At 66.2% G+C, this 19,519-nt stretch carries 21 protein-coding genes; 9 read left to right on the top strand and 12 right to left on the bottom strand.

Translation table 11 applies throughout. From position 1 onward, the window contains the following. Positions 1-185 precede the first annotated feature (185 nt). Genes metF through metK form a run of 3 tightly spaced genes read right to left on the bottom strand, consistent with a single transcriptional unit; the run spans position 186 to position 3,549 of the window. Positions 186-1,031, bottom strand: a complete 846-nt coding sequence (metF, locus tag C4901_RS00760; RefSeq protein ID WP_110135689.1) for a methylenetetrahydrofolate reductase [NAD(P)H] — start codon at positions 1,029-1,031, stop codon at positions 186-188. Positions 1,032-1,038: 7 nt separating this feature from the next. Continuing rightward, a complete protein-coding gene (gene ahcY, locus C4901_RS00765; protein WP_110135690.1) occupies positions 1,039-2,352 on the bottom strand; it encodes an adenosylhomocysteinase in 1,314 nt (437 codons plus the stop codon). Between the two features lie 9 nt (positions 2,353-2,361). Further along, positions 2,362-3,549 (bottom strand): methionine adenosyltransferase, encoded by a 1,188-nt coding sequence (gene metK, locus C4901_RS00770; protein ID WP_110135691.1) that lies wholly within the window; start codon positions 3,547-3,549, stop codon positions 2,362-2,364. A gap of 227 nt (positions 3,550-3,776) precedes the next feature. Between metK and C4901_RS00775 the strand changes: the two genes are divergently transcribed. From C4901_RS00775 to C4901_RS00790, 4 genes are read left to right on the top strand one after another with little or no spacing between them, the layout of a single operon-like run. Then, positions 3,777-4,451, top strand: a complete 675-nt coding sequence (locus C4901_RS00775; protein ID WP_205736113.1) for a tRNA 2-thiocytidine biosynthesis TtcA family protein — start codon at positions 3,777-3,779, stop codon at positions 4,449-4,451. Positions 4,452-4,494: 43 nt separating this feature from the next. Further along, positions 4,495-5,433, top strand: a complete 939-nt coding sequence (locus C4901_RS00780; RefSeq protein ID WP_110135693.1) for a lysophospholipid acyltransferase family protein — start codon at positions 4,495-4,497, stop codon at positions 5,431-5,433. Beyond that, positions 5,426-6,316, top strand: a complete 891-nt coding sequence (locus tag C4901_RS00785) for a lysophospholipid acyltransferase family protein (protein WP_110135694.1) — start codon at positions 5,426-5,428, stop codon at positions 6,314-6,316. The genes C4901_RS00780 and C4901_RS00785 overlap by 8 nt, the downstream gene beginning before the upstream one ends. Next, complete coding sequence (locus C4901_RS00790) at positions 6,309-7,205, top strand: lysophospholipid acyltransferase family protein (RefSeq protein ID WP_168185461.1); 897 nt, start codon at positions 6,309-6,311, stop codon at positions 7,203-7,205. Before C4901_RS00785 ends, C4901_RS00790 begins: the two co-directional genes overlap by 8 nt. Positions 7,206-7,208: 3 nt before the next feature. Here C4901_RS00790 and C4901_RS00795 read toward each other — a convergent pair whose 3' ends face one another. Genes C4901_RS00795 through def form a run of 4 tightly spaced genes read right to left on the bottom strand, consistent with a single transcriptional unit; the run spans position 7,209 to position 10,259 of the window. Further along, positions 7,209-7,526, bottom strand: a complete 318-nt coding sequence (locus tag C4901_RS00795) for a tetratricopeptide repeat protein (RefSeq protein WP_110135696.1) — start codon at positions 7,524-7,526, stop codon at positions 7,209-7,211. A 22-nt stretch (positions 7,527-7,548) separates the two neighbouring features. Then, the gene (gene rsmB, locus C4901_RS00800) at positions 7,549-8,832 is read right to left on the bottom strand and encodes a 16S rRNA (cytosine(967)-C(5))-methyltransferase RsmB (RefSeq protein ID WP_168185462.1); all 1,284 of its coding nucleotides are present in this window, start codon (positions 8,830-8,832) and stop codon (positions 7,549-7,551) included. Continuing rightward, the gene (fmt, locus tag C4901_RS00805; protein ID WP_110135698.1) at positions 8,825-9,748 is read right to left on the bottom strand and encodes a methionyl-tRNA formyltransferase; all 924 of its coding nucleotides are present in this window, start codon (positions 9,746-9,748) and stop codon (positions 8,825-8,827) included. Before fmt ends, rsmB begins: the two co-directional genes overlap by 8 nt. A 7-nt stretch (positions 9,749-9,755) precedes the next feature. Next, a complete protein-coding gene (gene def / locus C4901_RS00810; RefSeq protein ID WP_110135699.1) occupies positions 9,756-10,259 on the bottom strand; it encodes a peptide deformylase in 504 nt (167 codons plus the stop codon). A gap of 84 nt (positions 10,260-10,343) precedes the next feature. Between def and C4901_RS00815 the strand changes: the two genes are divergently transcribed. The 5 genes from C4901_RS00815 to C4901_RS00835 all read left to right on the top strand — a co-directional run bounded on the left by C4901_RS00815 (position 10,344) and on the right by C4901_RS00835 (position 16,840). Next, positions 10,344-11,387, top strand: coding sequence for a LysM peptidoglycan-binding domain-containing protein (locus tag C4901_RS00815; RefSeq protein WP_110135700.1), 1,044 nt, complete (start codon positions 10,344-10,346; stop codon positions 11,385-11,387). Positions 11,388-11,473: 86 nt separating this feature from the next. Then, a complete protein-coding gene (locus C4901_RS00820; RefSeq protein WP_110135701.1) occupies positions 11,474-11,956 on the top strand; it encodes a DUF494 family protein in 483 nt (160 codons plus the stop codon). A gap of 91 nt (positions 11,957-12,047) precedes the next feature. Beyond that, the gene (gene topA, locus C4901_RS00825) at positions 12,048-14,342 is read left to right on the top strand and encodes a type I DNA topoisomerase (RefSeq protein WP_110135702.1); all 2,295 of its coding nucleotides are present in this window, start codon (positions 12,048-12,050) and stop codon (positions 14,340-14,342) included. Positions 14,343-14,419: 77 nt separating this feature from the next. Further along, the gene (gene dsbD / locus C4901_RS00830; protein ID WP_168185463.1) at positions 14,420-16,216 is read left to right on the top strand and encodes a protein-disulfide reductase DsbD; all 1,797 of its coding nucleotides are present in this window, start codon (positions 14,420-14,422) and stop codon (positions 16,214-16,216) included. 45 nt (positions 16,217-16,261) lie between these two features. Next, positions 16,262-16,840, top strand: a complete 579-nt coding sequence (locus C4901_RS00835; RefSeq protein ID WP_110135704.1) for a thioredoxin fold domain-containing protein — start codon at positions 16,262-16,264, stop codon at positions 16,838-16,840. On the opposite strand, the gene C4901_RS00840 is transcribed toward C4901_RS00835, so the two are convergent. Genes C4901_RS00840 through C4901_RS00860 form a run of 5 tightly spaced genes read right to left on the bottom strand, consistent with a single transcriptional unit; the run spans position 16,830 to position 19,393 of the window. After that, the gene (locus C4901_RS00840; protein WP_205736114.1) at positions 16,830-17,882 is read right to left on the bottom strand and encodes an NAD(P)H-dependent glycerol-3-phosphate dehydrogenase; all 1,053 of its coding nucleotides are present in this window, start codon (positions 17,880-17,882) and stop codon (positions 16,830-16,832) included. The genes C4901_RS00835 and C4901_RS00840 overlap by 11 nt on opposite strands. Then, positions 17,848-18,315 carry a protein-export chaperone SecB gene (secB, locus tag C4901_RS00845; protein WP_110135706.1) on the bottom strand — a complete coding sequence of 156 codons (468 nt, stop codon included), beginning with the start codon at positions 18,313-18,315 and terminating at the stop codon, positions 17,848-17,850. The genes C4901_RS00840 and secB overlap by 35 nt, the downstream gene beginning before the upstream one ends. A 44-nt stretch (positions 18,316-18,359) precedes the next feature. Next, on the bottom strand, positions 18,360-18,617 hold the full coding sequence (gene grxC / locus C4901_RS00850; protein ID WP_110135707.1) for a glutaredoxin 3: 258 nt from the start codon (positions 18,615-18,617) through the stop codon (positions 18,360-18,362). 8 nt (positions 18,618-18,625) lie between these two features. Next, the gene (locus C4901_RS00855) at positions 18,626-19,039 is read right to left on the bottom strand and encodes a rhodanese-like domain-containing protein (protein ID WP_110135708.1); all 414 of its coding nucleotides are present in this window, start codon (positions 19,037-19,039) and stop codon (positions 18,626-18,628) included. A gap of 9 nt (positions 19,040-19,048) precedes the next feature. Then, positions 19,049-19,393 carry a metalloregulator ArsR/SmtB family transcription factor gene (locus tag C4901_RS00860; RefSeq protein ID WP_065969073.1) on the bottom strand — a complete coding sequence of 115 codons (345 nt, stop codon included), beginning with the start codon at positions 19,391-19,393 and terminating at the stop codon, positions 19,049-19,051. Between the last annotated feature and the right edge of the window lie 126 nt (positions 19,394-19,519).

Here is a 19,519-nt window from a genome sequence, read left to right on the forward strand (position 1 = left end):
GCGCCGATCGCGTTTCCATGAGGCTTGACGGGCGCCGGTATCGATACCGGCGCCCACTCCCGCTTGAGGACCGCGGGGGTTCGGACAGAGGTTTGCTTGAGGCCGCCCTTTGGCCGGGGCGCGTATCGGGCGCCATCGCCCGAGACAAGCTGATGGTTAGGGCATCCCCATGGCGGGCGGAGCGTTCACAGCCCCAGCCGCTCCCATATCACGCTCGAGGGCGCGGCCTTGTTCAGGGTATAGAAGTGGAGCCCCGGGGCTCCGGCGGCCAGGAGTTCGGCGCATAGCGCGGTGGTGACGTCGAGGCCAAAGGAGCGGATCGACTCGCCGTCTTCGCCGAAGTCTTCCAGGCGCCGACGGATCCAGCGGGGCACCTCGGCCCCGCAGGCCTCCGAGAAGCGCACGAGCTGCCGGTGATTGGTGATGGGCATGATGCCGGGCACGATCGGGACCGTAAGACCGCGTGCCTCGCAGGTGTCCACGAACCAGTAATAGGCGTCGGCGTTGTAGAAGTACTGGGTGATCGCGGAGTTCGCGCCGGCGTCGATCTTTTCCTGAAAGTGCTTGATGTCGTCCTCGGCGCTGGTCGCCTGGGGATGCACCTCGGGATAGGCCGCCACCTCGATATGGAAGTGGTCTCCGGTCTCGGCGCGGATGAAGCGCACGAGCTCCGAGGCGTACCGGAAGTCGCCGGGATCGACCATGCCCGACGGCAGGTCGCCGCGGAGCGCCACGATGTGGCGCACCCCGAGGGCCTTGTAGGTCGCGAGGATGTCGCGGATGCCCTCGCGCGTCGCGCCGATGCACGAGAGGTGAGGCGCTGCCGCCTTTCCGTGCCCGGCGATCTCGCGCACGGTCTCCAAGGTCCGCTCCCGCGTGCTGCCGCCGGCCCCGAAGGTCACCGAGAAGAATCGCGGATCAAGCGGCGCGAGCTGTTCCAGGGCGGCGTGGAAGGCGCCGCGCGCCTCCTCGCTCTTCGGAGGAAAGAACTCGAAGCTGAAGACCCGCGCGTGACGCTTCTGCGACTCCATCCCGGTATCAGTAGCGGTACCGGGTCGGCTTGTAAGGGCCCTCGACCGGCACGTTGATGTAGGTGGCCTGCTCGGCGGTGAGTTTCGTCAAATGCGCGCCGATCTTATCCAGGTGCAGGCGCGCGACCTTTTCGTCCAGGTGCTTGGGTAGCGTGTAGACCTGCACCTTGTAGTCCTGCGGATGGTTCCAGAGCTCGATCTGTGCCATGACCTGGTTCGTGAACGAGGCCGACATCACGAAGCTCGAGTGGCCGGTGGCGCAACCCAGGTTCACGAGCCGCCCCTCGGCCAGCACGATGACCTTCTTGCCGTCCGGGAAGACGATATGGTCGACCTGCGGCTTGATGTTCTCCCACGGGAGGGTCCGTAGCGCGGCGATGTCGATCTCGGAATCGAAGTGCCCGATGTTGCACACGATGGCCTCGTGCTTCATGACGCGCACGTGCTCGAGGCCGATGACGTGGACGTTGCCGGTGGCGGTGACGAAGATGTCGGCCAGCGGCGCGGCCTCTTCCAGGGTCACCACTCGATAGCCCTCCATGGCCGCTTGTAGGGCGCAGATCGGGTCGATCTCCGTGACCCATACCGTGGCGCCCATGCCGCGGAAGGCCTGCGCGCAGCCCTTGCCGACATCGCCATAGCCGGCCACGACGCAGATCTTGCCGGCGATCATGACGTCGGTGGCGCGCTTGATGCCGTCGATCAGGGATTCCCGGCAGCCGTAGAGGTTGTCGAACTTCGACTTCGTGACCGAATCGTTCACGTTGAACGCCGGGCACAACAGCTTGCCCTGGGCCTCGAGATCATAGAGCCGGTGAACCCCGGTCGTGGTCTCTTCCGAAAGCCCACGCACGTCCTTCATCAATTCCGGGTAGCGCTCGTGCATGACCGCTGTCAGGTCGCCGCCGTCGTCGAGCAGCATGCTGGGGTGCCAACCGTCGGGCCCGTTGATGGTCTGGTCGATGCACCACCAGTACTCTTCCTCGCTCTCGCCCTTCCACGCAAACACCGGGATCCCGGCCGCGGCCATGGCGGCGGCGGCATGGTCCTGCGTCGAAAAGATGTTGCACGACGACCAGCGCAGGTCCGCGCCCAACTCGACCAGGGTCTCCATCAGCACCGCCGTCTGTATGGTCATATGGAGGCTGCCGGCGATACGCGCCCCCTTGAGGGGTTTTTGCCCCTTGTACTCGGCGCGCAGGGCCATGAGGCCCGGCATCTCGGTCTCGGCGATCGCGACCTCGGCGCGGCCATAGGCCGCCTGCCCGATGTCGGCTACCTTGTAGTCGTTCGCCTCTTTTGCATGGACTGCCGATTTCATATCTTTCTCCTAGCGCGACAGCGATTGGACCTTTTTGCCTTCGACCGCCTGACGCAGTACCTCGGCCTTGTCGGTGCGTTCCCACAGGAACTCGGGCTCGGTGCGCCCGAAATGGCCATAGGCCGCGGTCTTGGTGTAGATCGGCCGCAAGAGATCCAGGGTTTGAATGATGGCCTTGGGCCGCAGATCGAAGTGCTCGGCCACCAGCTCGGCGATGCGGACGTCGCTCACCACCCCGGTCCCGAAGGTCTCGACCCGGATCGACACCGGCTGCGCCACCCCGATCGCGTAGGCGACCTGGATCTCGCAACGCGCCGCGAGGCCGGCGGCGACGACGTTCTTGGCCACGTAGCGTCCGGCGTAGGCCGCCGAGCGATCGACCTTGGAGGGGTCCTTGCCGGAGAACGCCCCGCCGCCGTGACGCGCCATGCCGCCGTAGGTGTCGACGATGATCTTGCGCCCGGTGAGGCCGCAGTCACCCACCGGCCCCCCGATCACGAAGCGGCCCGTCGGGTTGATGAAGTAGCGGGTCTCCTTCGTGAGCCAGCCCTCGGGCAGCGCGGGCTTTATGATCTCCTCCATGACCGCTTCTTTCAGGTCCTCGTGACGCACGTCCGGGTCATGCTGCGTCGAGACGACGATGGTGTCTATGGCCGCCGGAACGTCGTTCTCGTAGCGTATGGTGACCTGGCTCTTGGCGTCGGGTCGAAGCCACGGCAGGCGCCCCGAGCGACGCACCGCCGCCTGTCTCTGCATGAGCGTATGCGCGAAGGTGATCGGCATGGGCATGAGCGTCTCGGTCTCGTTCGTGGCATAGCCGAACATGAGCCCCTGGTCGCCGGCGCCCTGTTCCAGATCGAGCCCCTGGCCCTCGTTGACGCCCTGGGCGATATCCGGCGATTGCTTGTCCATGGCCACCACCACCGCGCAGGCATCCCCGTCGAAGCCCATGCGCGCGTCATAGCCGATGCGGCGGATGGTCGCGCGCGCGATGTCCGTGAAATCCACGATCGCTGTCGTCGTGATCTCGCCCGACACGACCACGAGCCCCGTATTGACGAGCGTTTCGCAGGCCACGCGTCCATGGGGGTCCTGCGTCAGCACGGCATCAAGCACCCCATCCGAGATCTGGTCCGCGATCTTGTCGGGATGACCTTCGGATACCGATTCGGACGTAAAGAGGTAGGATTTCGACATGGTGGCTCCCGATGATTTAGGGTGAGGTCCTTGTGTGAGTTTATGTATTGAGATCAGGCGAGGGCTGGTCTGCTAGCAGCTGATACCATAACATAGCCGTCCCCGGAAATCACAGCCCGCACCCTCGTTTTGGCAGGCTGCCGCTCAACGGCTAACATACCCCGATGCCACCCATTCCCCCAAGGCCATTGTTGAGATTGACAGGCCAGGCCATTTCTGATTACAACATGATCCGCGCGGGTGATCGCGTGCTGCTCGGGGTCTCGGGCGGCAAGGACAGTCTGAGCCTCCTGCAGGTCCTGCGTCACCTCCAGAAAAAGGCCCCGCTGACCTTTGATCTCGGTGTCGCCACCGTGGACCCCGGCATCGACGGTTTCGATCCCGCCCCGCTCATCCCCTATATGGAGTCGCTCGGCGTCCCATACTTCTACGAGAGGCAGGCCATCGCCGAGCGTGCCCAGGCCACGCTCGGCAACGACTCGTTTTGCAGTTACTGCGCGCGCATGCGCCGCGGGACCCTCTACCGCGTCGCTCGTGACCACGGTTACAACGTACTGGCGCTCGCCCAGCACCTGGACGACATCGCCGAGTCCTTTCTCATGAGCGCCTTTCATGCCGGGACCTTGCATACGATGCGCGCGCACTATCGGGTCGACGCCGGGGATCTGCGCGTCATCCGGCCCTTCCTCTACGTCCGCGAACGCCAGCTGCGCGATTTCGCGCGCGCCGCCACGCTGCCGGTGATCCCCGACAATTGCCCGGCCTGTTTCCGGAAACCGACCGAGCGCGCCGCCATGAAGGCCCTGCTGGCCGCCGAGGAGGCCCGCCACAAGGGCCTCTTTCGCAACATCTTGAGTGCCGTGCGTCCGCTGCTCGGCGCCGATCCATCGTCCCGCGGATGATGCGCGATGACCGCCGGGGCCGGCTCTGGCACAATGCCGGCCCATGATCGCGGCCTCTGACCTCCCCGGCGCCCATCGTGTGCGCTTTGCCTGGCGCCTGCTCGCGCCCCGCCACTGGCCCACGTGGGCGGCGGTGGCATTCCTGCGCGCGAGCCTCTACCTGCCGCTTGGCGCGCGCGCGCGCATGGCCGATATCCTCGGCCGCGTCTATTATCGCGGCAACCGCAAGAGGCGGCGCATCGCCACGATCAATATCGGTCTGTGTTTTCCGGAATGGACCCCCGAGCGGCGGAAGCGGGCGGTGCGCGAGCACTTTCGCCTGGCGGCGCTCGCGCTGTTTCACATGGCGGTCCTTTGGTGGGGGGACGAGCGCATGCTCGACTGCTGCCTGCGCGTAGTCGGTCTCGAGCATTACGAGGCCGCGCGTGCCACGGGCCGTAATATCATCGTCCTTCATTGCCATTGCGTGGGGCTCGAGGCAAGCCTCGCCCTGTCGCGCTACTTCCCTTACGTCGGTTTCGTGAAGCCTTTGAAGGATCCGGTCCTCGATTTCGTCATGACGCGCGGGCGCGAGCGCTTCGGCGGGCGCGTGTTCGCGCGCGAGGCGGGCATGCGCCCGTTCATCCGCGCCGTCAAGGCCGGATATGGCGCCTCCTATGTCCCCGATGAGGACTTAGGCCCCAAGGAGTCGGTCTACGCCTCCTTTTTCGGGGTCCCGGCGGCGACCTTGCCGACCCTCGGACGCCTCGCGCGCATGACCGATGCCGTGGTCATACCCTGCTTCACCCGCCTCTTGCCCCGCGGTGGCTGCGAATTGTGGTTGGAGCCGCCACTCACAAACTTCCCGACCGAGACTCCGGTAGGGGACGCGACCGCCATGAACGCCGCGATCGAGCAGGCGGTCTTGAAGATGCCGGAGCAGTATATGTGGACGATGAAGCGCTTCAAGACCCGCGATACCGGCCAGTCCCCCTATGACTGAAGGGCCGAGACCGTCAGAGCGCGTGGTGGACGCCCTGTTGCGCGCACTCGCCACCCTGCCGTGGCCCTTGCTGTCGGCCGTCGGCGCCGGTCTCGGGGTCTTGGCCTATGCGGTGGCCGTGCGCCCCCGGCGCATCGCGCGCATCAATATCGGCCTGTGCTTCCCCGAACTCTCGGCCCGCGAGCGCGAGCGCCTAGTGCGACGCCACTTCGTGGCCATCGGACGCAGCGCCTTTACCACCGCGCGCCTGTGGTGGGCCTCGGATGAGGAGTTTCGCCGGCGGGTGCGCATCGTCGAACGCGCCTCGTACGACGATGCGCTCGCGCAAGGCCGGAACATCATCTTCCTGGCCCCGCATTTCCTGGGCCTCGAGATGGGCGGCCTGCGGGTGTCGAGCGAGCAGCCCTGCATCAGCATGTATCGCGCCCCGACCGGTGTGCTCGCGCATGTCCTGCTGCGCCGGCGCTCGCGCTTCGGGGCCTTACTGTGGCGTCACGACGCGCCCTTGCGTTCGCTGGTCCGCGAGGTCTGCGACCATAAACCGTTTTATTACTTGCCGGATCTCGATCCGGGGGGGGCGCAGGCCGTGTCCGCGCCGTTTTTCGGGGTGCCGACCCCCACCCTTACGGCGCTCGCGCGTATTGCGCGCCTGGCCGATGCCGTGGTCCTGCCCTGCTACACGCGCAAGCTGCCCGGGGTCGGTGGATTCGAGGTCACGATCGGTCCAGCCCTTACCCCGTTTCCCACCGATGACGCGCTGGCCGACGCTGCGCGCATGAATGCCGCGATCGAGGAAGGTGTGCGCATGATGCCGGAACAGTATCTCTGGACCTATAAGCGCTTCAAGCGCGTGCGCCGGGATGGGAGATCGCCCTATGAGTGAACGTGCCGGCAGTCTCGGTGAGGCCACCGCGCGCGTGGCGCTGGTGCTATTCCGGGGCTTGAGTGGTTTGCCCTTGCCGGTCCTGGCGGTCATCGGTCACGCCCTGGGGCGGCTTGCCTACCGTCTGCTTGGTGCCCGCCGGCGCGTCGTCATCACCAATCTCCGCTTGTGTTTCCCCGAGGAAAGCGCGGCCTGGCACAAGCGTCTGGCGCGCGCCCATTTCGCGGCCCTGGGTCAGGGCGTGTTCGACGTCATGGTCGCGTGGTGGGCCAGTCCCGCGCGTCTGTCCCGCCTGGTGTCATTCCGCGGACGAGAACATTACGATCAGGCGCTCGCGCGCGGGAATGTGATCCTGCTCGTGCCGCACTTCGCGGCCATCGAGATCGGCTGCGTACTGTCCACGGAGCGGCCCATGGCCAATGTCTACCGGCGTCTGCCCAATCCGGTGTTCGAGGCCGCCTTCCGTCGCGGCATCGGCCGTTTCGGGGCGACCATGATCACACAGCAGGAGGGCGTGCGACCGGTGCTGAAGGCCCTGCGCGAGGGTCGTGTCCTCTATTACCTGCCGGATCAGGACTTCGGCGAGCGCTCCAGCGTATTCGCCCCGTTCTTCGGTGTGCCCACGATCACCCTCCATGCCGTGGGGCGGCTGGCGCGCGCGGTGGAGGCGCGCGTCGTTCCCTGTTATGTGTGGCAGAAGCCGCGCGGCCAGGGCTACGAGATCGCCTTCGGGCCGCCGCTCGAGGGCTTTCCAAGCGGTGACGCCCTGAGCGATGCGACCGCCACCAATCGCGCCATCGAAGAGGGCGTGCGCGCGCATCCCGAGCAGTATTTCTGGGTCCACAAGCGCTTCAAGACCCGTCCGCCGGGGACGCCTCCCGTTTATTAGGGGTCAGCCCGCCGGTTTGTCGAGGCGTTTCAGAAATACGCGCATCTCGCGCGCGGCTTGTATGTGCCCTCCGGCCTCGGCGGCGCGGATTCCCTCCCGATAGGCCTGGCGCGCCTCTTCGGGGCGGCCGCTTGCCGTCAATGCCCGGCCGAGCAGCTTCCACGCCGCCGCATGGCGGGGGTCGAAGGCGACCGCCGCCTGAAGATGCGGGATCGCCTTGTCGTATTGCTGGAGGCGCACATATTCCCCGCCCAATCCGAAGCGCAGCAGCAGGTTGTCCTGGCCGCGCGAGAGCATCTTTTCCAGGGTCTCGGTGTCCATTGATCGGCCTCCTCGAACGTCTTCATGCGCGCCGTGCGAGGCGCGCGTAATAGAACCCGTCCATGCCAGCCTCTCCCGGCAGGAACTGCCAGCCCGCCCGGCGGGCATGTCCGACCGGGAAGCGGAAGCCGTCCTCGCGGGCGTCCGGGGTGCGCGCGAGGAAGTCCGTCACCTGGTCCTCGTTTTCCTCCGGCAGTACCGAGCACGTCGCATAGACCATGGTGCCCCCGGGTGTGAGATTTTGCCACAGCCGGTCGAGGAGCCGGGCCTGTACGGCGCGCAGAGGGGGCAGGTCCGCGGCGCGGCGATGCAATTTGATGTCCGGATGACGCCGGATGACACCGGTCGCCGAGCATGGGGCATCGAGCAGGATGCGCGGGAAGTAGCCCTCCAGGGGATATTCGGCGAGATCATGGGTCAGCGTCCGCACGCGCGTAACGCACCCGAGGCGCGTCAGGGTCTCCACGAGCCGCGCCATCCGCGCCGGATCGGAATCGACCGCGGTCACAGAGGCCTCGGGGGCGGATTGCGCCAGGTGGCCGGTCTTGCCGCCGGGCGCGGCGCAGGCGTCGAGGACCGCATCGCGCGGGGCCGGAGCGAGCAGCGGGGCCGCCAGTTGCGCGGCGGCGTCCTGGACCGATACCAGGCCCTCGCGGAATCCGGGAAGTCCCGGCACCAGGGCCCCGTGGGCGAGCACTACCGCGGTGTCGGCCACGGGGTGCGCGTGGGCGGTGATACCGGCCTTTGCGAGCTGTTCCAGATAATCGCCGCGCGGGATCCGCCGGGTATCCACGCGCAGCGTGAGCAGCGCGCGTTCGTCGTTGGCCGCCAGCACCGCGCGCCACGTCTCCGGCCATGCCGCTTTCAGGCGTTCGACGAACCAGTCCGGGTGGTTGTATCCGGTGTAGGGCGCGACCGCTTCGGCGGCGAGGGCGGCACGCAACACCGCGTTCAGTGCGCCCTTCCCCCAGGACTTGCCCAGGGCATCGGCGGCGGATACCGCCTCGGACACCGCCACCGGCCCGGGCGTGTCCATGAAGAAGGCCTGATAGAGACCCATGAGGATCAGGGCCTGCAGATCCTGGTCGGCCTTGCGAAACGGGTGTCTGAGCAGCGGGGCGGTGCGCGTCAGGAGGCGGGGTGCGTAGCGGATCGTGCCGATCGCGAGCTCCTCGACGAGCCCATGACGTCCGTGACGGGCGCGGTCTTCATCCAGTGCCGGATCGAGCGCGCCTCCGGTGAATACGCGGGCGATGATGCGCGCCGATCGCGCGCGCAGGGTCAGGGCGTGACGGGGTTTAGCCAACGTGGTCCCCGACGCCAAGCGGGTGGGCCTGCAAAAAGACCCCGGCGGGCTGCATGCGGGCATTGGCGGCCTGCAGGGACGTCACCGCGAGTGCCCGGTGGCCGGTGGCGATCACGAGCTCGGGCCGGACCTCCAGGACCACGCCCGGTTCCGCCGTTCGCGGGGCGTCCACGGCGTGGGCCGTGCCGATCTTCACGCTCGTGCCGCCGATCACGGCGCGTACCCCAGGCCACGGCGTGAAGGCGCGGATCTGACGTTCCAGGGCAACGGCGTCCCGCCGCCAGTCGATGAGCCCTTCGTCCTTGCGAAGCTTGCGCGCGTAGGTGGCGCCGCTCGACGGTTGCGCGACTTCCGTGACGGACCGCCCCCGGCGTAGCGCGTCGAGCACCGGCATCAACGTCTCCGCCCCCAGATGCGCCAACCGCTCGGTCAGGGTTTCGGCGGTGTCGCAAGGCCCGATGGCGACCGTGGCACGCGCCAGCATCGGTCCGGTATCGAGGCCGGCATCGAGGCGCATGATGGTGACACCGGTCTCGGTATCGCCGGCCTCTATCGCCCGGGCAATGGGTGCCGCGCCGCGCCAGCGCGGGAGCAGCGAGGCATGAATGTTCAGGCAGCCGTGCGTGGGGATATCGAGGAGGGTCGGCGGCAGCAGCAGTCCATAGGCGACCACCACCACCACATCCGCGCCGAGCGTGCGCACCACAGCCTCGGCCTGGGCGCCGTTCTCGGGGGTATACACGGGGATGCCAAGCGCGCTCGCGCGCGTCTTGACCGCGCTTGGCGTAAGCCTGCGCCCGCGGCCGGCCGGCCGGTCGGGCTGGGTCAGGGCGCCCGGCACATCGTAGCCGGCCTTGACCAGGGCCTCCAGGGCCGGCAGGGCAAAGAGCGGCGTCCCCGCGAAAACCGTCCTCACGACCGGGTCACATCGCGAGGCGTTGCTGTTTTTCGAGTTTCTTGCGGATGCGCTGCTGCTTCAGGCGTGAGAGATAGTCGACGAATACCTTGCCGTCGAGGTGATCGATCTCGTGCTGGATGCATACCGCCAGCAAATCCTCGGCCACGAGCTCAAAGGCCGCGCCGTGTTCATCCTGGGCGCGCACCGTGATCTTCTGGGCGCGCAGGACCTCCTCGAATACGCCGGGCACCGATAGGCAGCCCTCCTCGATACCAAAGACCCCGGAGCGCTCGCCGATCACGGGGTTGACGAAGACCCGCAAATCCTTGTGGTCGGCGCTCACATCGATCACCACGACGCGCTTTGCCACATTGATCTGGGTGGCGGCCAAGCCGATACCGGGTGCCCGATACATGGTTTCGGCCATGTCCCGGATGAGTTGCTGGATCTCTTCATCCACGCGCGCGACGGGCAGCGCCTTTTTGCGCAGCCGAGGGTCTGGGTAACGAAGGATCTCGCGCAATGCCATGGGCGAATTATATACCGGAATCTCGGGCCACGCGCCCCTCTGGGCAGGTGGACGACCGCCTGATCACCCACTACACTCCTTGCCATGCGTCGAGTTCGCCTCAGTCTTTTGCTGGTATTGGCCCTCTCCCCCCTCGTGTGGGCGGACCGCCTGGCCGTTCCCCATGTCCCGCAACGCTATGTCGTGCGGGCCGGCGACACGCTCTGGGGTATCGCCGATCACTTCTTCCGGGATCCGTGGCGGTGGCCCGGGATCTGGAACCGGAACCTACAGATCCGCGATCCCGACCTCATCTACCCGGGCGACGTCATCGTGCTGCGTTACATCCGCGGCACACCCTATCTCGTGGACGAGGGTCCCGCGCGGGCACTGACCGGCCCCAGGCAAAATACCGTGGTGTTGCGGCCGGTGGTCGGTTCGCATGCCTTGGTGGGCGCCATACCGACCTTGGACCCCAATGTCATAGGCCCATTCCTCCAGCGTCCGCTCGCGTTGTCGCGACGTGCCTTCCGGCGCCTCGGTTATGTGGCCGGCGCCGTCCATCGCCACACCTTCTTGAGCCCCTTGAGCCGGTTCTATGCGCGCCATCTCGGGGCCCACCCGGACAAGACCTATGAGATCTATCGACGCGGCCCGGCGCTGCGCACGAGGGATGGGGATTTTCTGGCCTATGAAACGAAATATGTCGGTCAAGCCAGGCTTGTGCGGCCAGGACGCCTGCCGGAGCTCGAAGTGGTCTCGTCGATCCGCGAGGTCGAGGCCGGGGACCGTCTGGTGCCGTGGCGGCGCGAGGCGCCGATCCCTTACTACTATCCGCGCGCCCCGCGCAAGCGCATCCATGCGGTCGTGGTGGCGGCGACCCATGACAACCTGAACCTTGGGACCTACGCCGCGGTGGCCATCGACGCGGGCAAGAATGCCGGGATGCGGCGGGGTTATGTGCTGCGCATCTATAGCCGGCCGCGCCCCTTCTATGACCCCGTGGCGCATGAGACGCTGCGGGGGCGCAAGCAGCCGCTCGGACTCCTGATGATATTCCGGACATTCTCGCGCGTCAGTTACGGCATCATCATGCAGGCGCGCCGCGAGATCCATGTGGGCGACTCGGTGGCAACGCCGCAAGATTGACCTTGACCGCCGTTTGCTCCATGCTCTTGACCAAAGGCGCCGTGCGCCCGACCTCAGGAGCGGACCGGAGAGTGCAAGATCCTGAAATGAAAGAAAACGTCCTCGACGTCCTGATGTACCTATTCGAAAACTATATGGACGAGGGGCCCGATTTCCAACCCGATCAGGAGTCCCTGGCCGATGAACTGGCGCAGGCCGGTTTTCCCAAGGCCGAGATCGTCAAGGCCTTTGCGTGGCTCGAAGGGCTCGCGGCCCTGAGGAGCAACGAGGCCTCCTCGCCCGCCAATGCCTCCCTGAAGTCCCTGCGTGTGTATTCCGAGGACGAGCACAAGAAGATGGACACGGCCGCGCGCGGCTTCCTGCTGTTTCTGGAGCAGGGCGGGGTGCTCGATGCGGCCGCACGCGAACTCGTCATCGATCGCGTGATGGCGCTCGAAACGGATGAGATGGACCTGGAGCAGATGAAATGGATCATTCTGATGGTGCTCTTCAATCAGCCGGGTCAGGAACAGGCTTATGCCTGGATGGAGGACTTGGTGTTTAACGAAACCCAGGGCGCCCTCAACTAGAATTTCCTTCCCCAGGAAATCGCCGGGTGGCGTTCGCACTTCCCAAGGCCCATAGTGCCCCAACTCGTTTACCGTTACCGCCTGAAGACGCATGACTAAGAATCTCATCATTGTCGAGTCGCCCGCCAAGGCCAAGACGATGGGCAAATATCTGGGCAAGGGCTTTACGGCCCTGGCCTCATACGGCCATGTGCGCGACCTCATACCGAAAAAGGGCGCGGTCGACACGGATCATGACTTCAGCATGAAGTACGAGGTCATCGAGAAGAATCGCAAGCACATCGACCTCATCATCAAGGCCATGAAAAAGGCCGATGTCCTCTATCTTGCCACCGACCCGGACCGCGAAGGCGAGGCCATATCCTGGCATCTCTATGAAATCCTGAAAGACGAGGGCTTGGTGGCGGACAAGCCGGTGCATCGCGTGGTGTTCCATGAGATCACGAAGCGCGCCATCCAAAAGGCGGTCGCCGAGCCGCGTGCGCTTTCCGAGAACCTCGTCAACGCCCAGCAGGCGCGCCGCGCCCTTGATTATCTGGTCGGTTTCAATCTCTCGCCCCTGCTCTGGAAGAAGGTGCGTCGCGGACTGTCGGCCGGTCGTGTGCAGAGCCCGGCGCTACGCCTGATCGTGGAGCGCGAGGAGGAGATCGAGCGCTTCGTGGAGCGCGAGTATTGGACCATAGATTCGGAGATGGAGGCCTTGGGGCAGGCATTCCGGGCCCGGCTCATGATGCTTTCCGGGACGCGCCTAGACCAGTTCGCGGTGACCGATGCCAAACATGCCGCCGAAGTCGAGGCGCGCCTCAAGGCCGGCGCCAGCGACGGACACTATCGCGTGCTCGCCGTGGAGCGCAAGCAGCGTCGGCGGAATCCGGCCCCGCCCTTCACGACCTCCACCCTCCAGCAGGAGGCCGCGCGCAAGCTGCATTTCACGGCCCAGCGCACCATGCGCACCGCGCAGCAGCTCTATGAAGGCGTGGCGATCGACGGCGAGACCGTGGGCCTTATCACGTACATGCGCACGGATTCCGTGACCCTGGCGCAGGATGCGCTGACCGAGATCCGCGGCGTGATCGCCGAGCGCTTCGGGGCCGACAAGCTGCCGGCCGCCCCCCACGTCTACAAGACGCGATCCAAGAATGCCCAGGAGGCCCATGAGGCCATAAGGCCGACATCGGTGGGCCGCGCGCCGGAGGACCTGCGTGCCCTCCTGACCCCCGAGCAACTGAAACTCTACGATCTCGTCTGGCGTCGTACCATGGCCTGCCAGATGATCCCCGCGGTCCTCGACACCATGGCCGTGGACCTCGAGGCCGGCCCCGGCGATATCTCGCGCGCGACCGGTTCGGTGGTGCTCGTGCCGGGCTTCATGACGGTCTACCAGGAAGATGCCGACGACAAGAAGGGGGAGGAGGACGAGTCGGACCGGTTGCTCCCGGACATGCGCGAGGGCGAGCGCATCACCTTAAAGGAGATCCACAAGGACCAGCATTTCACCGAGCCGCCGCCGCGTTATTCCGAGGCAAGCCTGGTGAAGACCCTGGAGGCCTTCGGGATCGGCCGCCCCTCCACCTATGCGACCATCATCCAGACCTTGCAGCAACGCGAGTACGTGGTGCTGGACAAGCGCCGCTTCAAGCCCACCGACGTCGGGCGGGTGGTGAACAAATTCTTAGCCCAGCACTTCGAGCGCTATGTCGATTACGATTTCACGGCGCGCCTCGAAGACGACCTGGATGCGGTCTCGCGCGGCGAGAAGGAGTGGGTCCCCTTGCTGCGCGATTTCTGGTCGGAGTTTCATCGCCAGGTGAGCGACAAGGAGGACGCCGAGCGTCCGGGCGTGGAGGTCCTCGCCGAGACCTGCCCGCAATGCCACAAGCCGCTGTCCAAGCGCCTTGGGCGTAACGGCTATTTCATCGGCTGTACCGGTTACCCGGAGTGTGACTACACGCGCAACCTGGGCGAGGAGGCCGAGGCGCCGGCGGCCGAGGTGATTCCGGACCGCGCCTGCCCGTTGTGCGCAAGCCCGCTCGTGATCAAGCGTGGCCGCTACGGGCGCTTCATAGGTTGCAGCAATTATCCGACCTGCCGTCACATGGAGCCCCTGGAGAAGCCCAGCGACACCGGGGTGACCTGTCCCGAGTGCCGCCAGGGCACGCTCCTGAAGCGCAAATCGCGGTACGGCAAGATCTTCTATTCGTGCTCGCGCTATCCGGATTGCAAGTACGCGGTCTGGAATCCGCCGCTCGCCGAGCCCTGCCCGCAGTGCGGACATCCGATCCTGACGGTCAAGACCACGAAGCGACGGGGCACCGAGAAGGTGTGCCCGCAGAAGGAGTGCGGCTACAGCATCCCCTGTCCGGAGTGCGCCGAGGGCGGTCCCTGACCGGGCGTCGGCGATCGGGAATAAGGGCGCCCGCCGGACGTCTTTATCACGAGAGGATGGTGACAAGACGGGGTTCGATGGATAGGCGCGCGGTGCTTGCGGTAGTCGTGGCGGTCATGTGTCTGGGGGCCGTGCCGATCCCGGCGGCGGCCCGCCCGTTGGCGCCCAATCAGGCCTTCCGGTTCCACGCCGCGATCGTGCACGGCGCGCTTGCGGTGCGCTGGACCGCCGCGCCCGGTTACCACATCTACCGCAGTCGCGTGCATCTCGCGGTGGCGCCGCGCGGTGTGCGTCTGGCCCCGTTCCATCTCCCGAAGGGCCGCTGGGTCAACGACCCGGCCTTCGGTCATCAGCAGGTCTATGAGGGCCGTACGGTACTGACCATCCCATTCGCGCGGGCCCCGGGGGGGCGCGTGTTGCGTGTCACGTCGCGCTACCAGGGCTGCGCGAATGCCGGGATCTGTTATCCGCCCCTTACGAAGACCGTGGTCTTAAAGACCCCGCGCGCCGGCATCGGCCCGCGATCGTCCCCGCCCGCGGCGCCGGCCCCGGTCTCGTCGATCGCCGCTTCGCCCGCGAAAATCACGCCGCCCTGGGACACCCTGGTCTTGTTTCTCGTAGCCGGCCTCGGGCTTGCATTCACCCCCTGCGTCTTTCCCATGATCCCGATCCTGTCGGCGACCATCGTCGGTCAGTGCCGGGGGCGCGCACGCCCCCTGACCTTGTCTCTCGCCTATGTGGTCGGCATGGCCGCGACCTATACCGCGGCCGGCATCATCGCCGCGCTGACCGGGCACTATGTCCAGGCGGCCTTCCAGAACCCCTGGGTGCTGTCGGCCTTCAGCGCCCTGTTCGTGGTCCTGGCGCTTTGCATGTTCGGACTGTACGACCTGCAGATGCCGCGCGCAGTCCAGGAGCGTCTGGGCCGTTACGGCCAAGGCGGACAGGTGCTCGGCACCCTGGTGCTCGGGGTGTTCTCGGCCTTGATCGTGGGCCCGTGTGTGGCCGCGCCCCTGGCCGGGGCGCTTTTGCTCATCTCGCGCACCGGGGATGTGGTCTTCGGCGGCCTTGCGCTGCTTGCCTTGAGTATCGGCATGGGCCTGCCGCTGCTTGCCATAGGTACGTCCGCCGGCCATTTTCTGCCCAAGGCCGGCCCGTGGCTCGACAAGATCCGCGCGGTCTTCGGGCTGCTCATGATCGCGGTGGCGATCTGGCTCGAAGGCCGCATCCTGCCCGGCCCCGTGACGCTCGGTCTATGGGCGTTGCTGGCCATCGTCGGCAGCGTGGCCCTCGGGGCCCTGGAGCCCCTGAAGTCCGGTTCCCCCGGCGCGGCCAGCCTTATGAAGGGCCTCGAGGTGGCGATTCTCGGCTATGGTCTGGTGCTCGGCGTAGGGGCCCTGTCGGGGGCTACCGACCCGCTCGCCCCGCTCGCGCGCCTGTCTGCGAGCGGCATCCGTCCCGCCGCGCGCCCACGGCTCACGTTCCAGACGATCCATGACGTGCGCGGTCTGAAGGCGGCCCTCGCCGGCGCCCATGGGCGCCCCGTACTGGTGGATTTCTGGGCCTCATGGTGCGTGCAATGCCGGCGCATGGATGACAACACCTTTCGCGACCCGCGCGTCGTGACGGCCTTGCGTTCGCTGGTCCTGGTGCGCGCCGACGTAAGCCAAGATAATGGCCGGACCCGGCGCCTGTTGGCCCGCCTGCATGCCTTCGGGCCGCCTACCCTGGTCTACTTCAATCGTCACGGGGCGCGGATCGGGGAATGGTCGGGTTATGAAGGGCCGCGCGCCCTTCTTGCCCACATCACACGGCCGGACTCGGCGGCGCACACGGGTCCATCGCACCGACTACCGGCCGATATCGTCAATTGAGGCATGGCGGCCGTCGCGTCGTGACGTCCGCAGGAGGGGGAAGGCATGGTATTACCGCGATGGCTGAAGATCGGGCTTGTGATGGGCGCTTTCAGCGCCCCTGTATGGGCGCATCGTCCGGTATCCGCAGCGAAACAGGCCCACCGGCTGGTCCTGTATCGGGCCCTGAAGGGTGCCGCCGGCATCACCGAGGGCCATGGCCGGCGCGTGGTCTACGACCTTTTTGATCCCAACTGTCCCTATTGCCATATCCTCTACGAGCGCCTGCAAGGCCTGATCAAGCCCTACCACCTCACTGTCCACGAGATCCCGGTCGCCTACCTCACGCCGTCTAGCCCCGGCAAGGCCGCGGCCCTCCTCGAGGCGCCGGACGGGCGCGCGGCCCTGCGCGCGGCGCAGGCCCATTACTCCTGGAAGACCGGCAGCTCCATCGCCCCGCGGCGGCCGACGGCCGCGGTGCGCAAGGAGCTCGCCTACAACCTGAAGCTCGATACGCGCATCGTGGGTTTTCCGCTCGTGCCGATCCTCGTCTACCAAAAGACCGACGGCACCATCCGCATCGTCAATTCCGGGGCGCCCCCGGTATGGGCCTTGAAGCAGATGCTGGCGGGTATCAAGCGCTAGCGGCGTCGGTCTCGGTCCGGGGATCGCGGTTCAAGAGCGCCGTCACCGCCGCCTGCGGGCTGAGTCCGGCGAACAGGACCTGATAGACCTGTTCTGTGATTGGCATGTCGACGCGGTGTTCACGAGCCAGGGCGTAGACCTCGCGGGCGCTGGCCACGCCCTCCGCGGCCTGTCCGAGTTCGCCCAATATATCGCCGAGCGACCGGCCGCCGGCGAGCGCCAGGCCCACGCGGCGATTGCGCGACAGGTCGTCGGTGCAGGTCAGGACCAGGTCACCGACCCCGGAAAGGCCGATGAGGGTTTCCGCGCGGCCGCCAACCGCCGCCCCGAGTCGCAAAAGCTCGGCGAGTCCGCGGGTGATGAGCGCGGCCCGGGCGTTGGCCCCGAACCCCAGGCCGTCACTGATGCCGGCCGCGATCGCCAGCACGTTCTTCACCGCCCCGCCGATCTCGGCGCCGATGACATCGTCGCTCGTGTAGACGCGCAGGCGCTCGCTCCGGACCCAGGAGGCGACAGTTTCGGCGGTCGCCGGATCCGGCGAGGCGATGGTCATCGCAGCCGGTAGCCCCGCCGCGACTTCGCGCGCGAACGTGGGACCGGTCAACAGGGCAGCCGGCCGCCCCGGCCGCACCTCGCTGTGAATTTCCGACAGGCGTTTGTGGGTGCCCGACTCCAGGCCCTTGGTGGCCCACGCCAGGATGGCGGCGTCATCGCAGAGCGGTGTTACCGCGCGCAGGAGGGTTCGGAAGCCGCCGCTCGGGACCGCCAGCATGAGGCCGGCGGCGGTCCGGCACACGCCTTCCAGGTCGTTCTCGATCTCCAGGTTGTCCGGGAAGCGAATACCCGGCAAGGCCGCGGTGTGGGCGCGTTCATGGGCGAGACGCGCCATGCGTGCCTCATCCGAACCCCACAGCACCACCCGCCGTCCCGAGCGCGCCATGATGATGGCCAGGGCCGTTCCCCAGGCCCCCGCGCCCAGGACTCCTAGTGTTGCGCGCGACCCGTCCTCAATGGGCGCTGTGCCCATCTTGAATTTCGCCATCCTGCTTCTGTTGATACAGCATCTCGAAGTTCACGGGATTGATGAGCAACTGCGGGAACCCGCCCTTGGAGACGAGATCGTTCACCACCTCGCGGGCGAAGGGCAGCAGGATGTTCGGGCAGGCGATCTCCAGGACCTTCTCGAGCTCGCTGTCGGGCACGCCGGTGATGCGAAACACCCCGGCCTGCTTGGTTTCCGTGAGAAAGGCGGTCCGTTTGTCCATGCGCGCGGTCACGGTCACCGCCAGCACCACCTCGTGCAGCCCCTCGGCCGGATTGATGGGGCTGTGCTCGATGCCGAGCTGCATGTCGACCTCCATGGCCGCCTTCTCCAGAAACACGGCGGGGACGTGCGGTGCCTCGAAGGAGATATCCTTGACGTAGATCTTTTCCAGGCTGAAAACGATTTCCGGGTCCGTGTTTTGATCCGCCACGAGGGCTCCTTACAGGATGGTTGAGGGTTGTCGTTTACCGACGGTCACAGGCCAAGCAGGGGATCGAGTTCCCCCCTTACGTCCAGTTGCGCGAGCTCCCGGTAGCCTCCGATGTGACGGTCGCCTATGAAGATCTGCGGGACCGTGGTGGCGCCACGCGCCCGCTCGACCATCTCTCGGCGCCGCTCGGGCTCTTCGTCCACGCGGACCTTCTCGACCGGAATGCCCTTTTGTTCCAGGAGGCGCGAGGCCATCTGGCAATAGGGGCATACGCGCGTAGTGTACATCAAGACCTTGGCCATAGAAGACCCTATGAGATGGTGGGGAGGTTGGCGCCGCGCCACGCCGACAGCCCACCCGCGAGATTGCGGACATCGGTAAAGCCCGCCTTACGCAGGATTCCCGCGGCGCGCGCCGACCGCGCCCCGCTCGCGCAGCAGACGATGATCGGCTTCTCCTTGTATTTTTTCAGTTCCTGGCTGCGCGTCGCTACCTGACCCAAGGGGATATTGATCGCCCGGGCAATATGCCCGCTCGCGAATTCCTGCGGTTCACGCACATCCACGATCACGGCCGATTTATGATTCAGGACCTGTACGGCCTCCTGGCACGTCACCTTTTGTGTCCCGGGACCGCCCTCGAGCGCCGAGCCGGCCAACAGCAGGCCGCCCACGACCACCAAGGCCAGGAACAGATACCAGTGTGCGATTACGAATGCGAGCATGGCCGGCCCTCAGCGTTCGTCGGGGAGCGTGCAAAATGCCATGCGCATGGCCCCGATGAGCTGCAGGATGCGCGGGTCGGCGATCCGGTAAAAGACCTTGTTCGCGTGTTTGCGGGACGCCAGTATCCCCTTATCGCGCAAAATCGACAGATGTTGCGAGATATTACTCTGCGAGGTCCCCACCTGGACGACGATATCTTGTACACTCACCTCTGTGGCGGCGCCGAGTATGCAGAGGATCTTGAGTCGCAATGGGTGCGCGATCGCCTTCAGCGCCCGCGATGCGAGCTGGATGTCCTCCTCATTGGTGATGAGAATGTCGTCCAGGGGCTGGATGATCTCGGAAGGTACCATATCGACTCCCTTAAGGTCGTAAGGACGAGTTGCGGCACAGCGAGCCATCGCCGTCCAGCTGTCGCCCGAAACAAAACATTATACAATATAAGTGGGATTTAAAAGACCGGATGACGGGATCCCGCG

It is taken from the genome of Acidiferrobacter sp. SPIII_3 (assembly GCF_003184265.1).
GTDB lineage: Bacteria > Pseudomonadota > Gammaproteobacteria > Acidiferrobacterales > Acidiferrobacteraceae > Acidiferrobacter.

Excerpts from the sequence above, each read along its gene's own strand:
- metF (WP_110135689.1), bottom strand. The coding sequence starts at position 1,031 with ATGGAGTCGCAGAAGCGTCACGCGCGGGTCTTCAGCTTCGAGTTCTTT.
- ahcY (WP_110135690.1), bottom strand. The coding sequence starts at position 2,352 with ATGAAATCGGCAGTCCATGCAAAAGAGGCGAACGACTACAAGGTAGCC.
- metK (WP_110135691.1), bottom strand. The coding sequence starts at position 3,549 with ATGTCGAAATCCTACCTCTTTACGTCCGAATCGGTATCCGAAGGTCAT.
- C4901_RS00775 (WP_205736113.1), top strand. The coding sequence starts at position 3,777 with ATGATCCGCGCGGGTGATCGCGTGCTGCTCGGGGTCTCGGGCGGCAAG.
- C4901_RS00780 (WP_110135693.1), top strand. The coding sequence starts at position 4,495 with ATGATCGCGGCCTCTGACCTCCCCGGCGCCCATCGTGTGCGCTTTGCC.
- C4901_RS00785 (WP_110135694.1), top strand. The coding sequence starts at position 5,426 with ATGACTGAAGGGCCGAGACCGTCAGAGCGCGTGGTGGACGCCCTGTTG.
- C4901_RS00790 (WP_168185461.1), top strand. The coding sequence starts at position 6,309 with ATGAGTGAACGTGCCGGCAGTCTCGGTGAGGCCACCGCGCGCGTGGCG.
- C4901_RS00795 (WP_110135696.1), bottom strand. The coding sequence starts at position 7,526 with ATGGACACCGAGACCCTGGAAAAGATGCTCTCGCGCGGCCAGGACAAC.
- def (WP_110135699.1), bottom strand. The coding sequence starts at position 10,259 with ATGGCATTGCGCGAGATCCTTCGTTACCCAGACCCTCGGCTGCGCAAA.
- C4901_RS00815 (WP_110135700.1), top strand. The coding sequence starts at position 10,344 with ATGCGTCGAGTTCGCCTCAGTCTTTTGCTGGTATTGGCCCTCTCCCCC.
- C4901_RS00820 (WP_110135701.1), top strand. The coding sequence starts at position 11,474 with ATGAAAGAAAACGTCCTCGACGTCCTGATGTACCTATTCGAAAACTAT.
- topA (WP_110135702.1), top strand. The coding sequence starts at position 12,048 with ATGACTAAGAATCTCATCATTGTCGAGTCGCCCGCCAAGGCCAAGACG.
- dsbD (WP_168185463.1), top strand. The coding sequence starts at position 14,420 with ATGGATAGGCGCGCGGTGCTTGCGGTAGTCGTGGCGGTCATGTGTCTG.
- C4901_RS00835 (WP_110135704.1), top strand. The coding sequence starts at position 16,262 with ATGGTATTACCGCGATGGCTGAAGATCGGGCTTGTGATGGGCGCTTTC.
- C4901_RS00840 (WP_205736114.1), bottom strand. The coding sequence starts at position 17,882 with ATGGCGAAATTCAAGATGGGCACAGCGCCCATTGAGGACGGGTCGCGC.
- grxC (WP_110135707.1), bottom strand. The coding sequence starts at position 18,617 with ATGGCCAAGGTCTTGATGTACACTACGCGCGTATGCCCCTATTGCCAG.
- C4901_RS00855 (WP_110135708.1), bottom strand. The coding sequence starts at position 19,039 with ATGCTCGCATTCGTAATCGCACACTGGTATCTGTTCCTGGCCTTGGTG.
- C4901_RS00860 (WP_065969073.1), bottom strand. The coding sequence starts at position 19,393 with ATGGTACCTTCCGAGATCATCCAGCCCCTGGACGACATTCTCATCACC.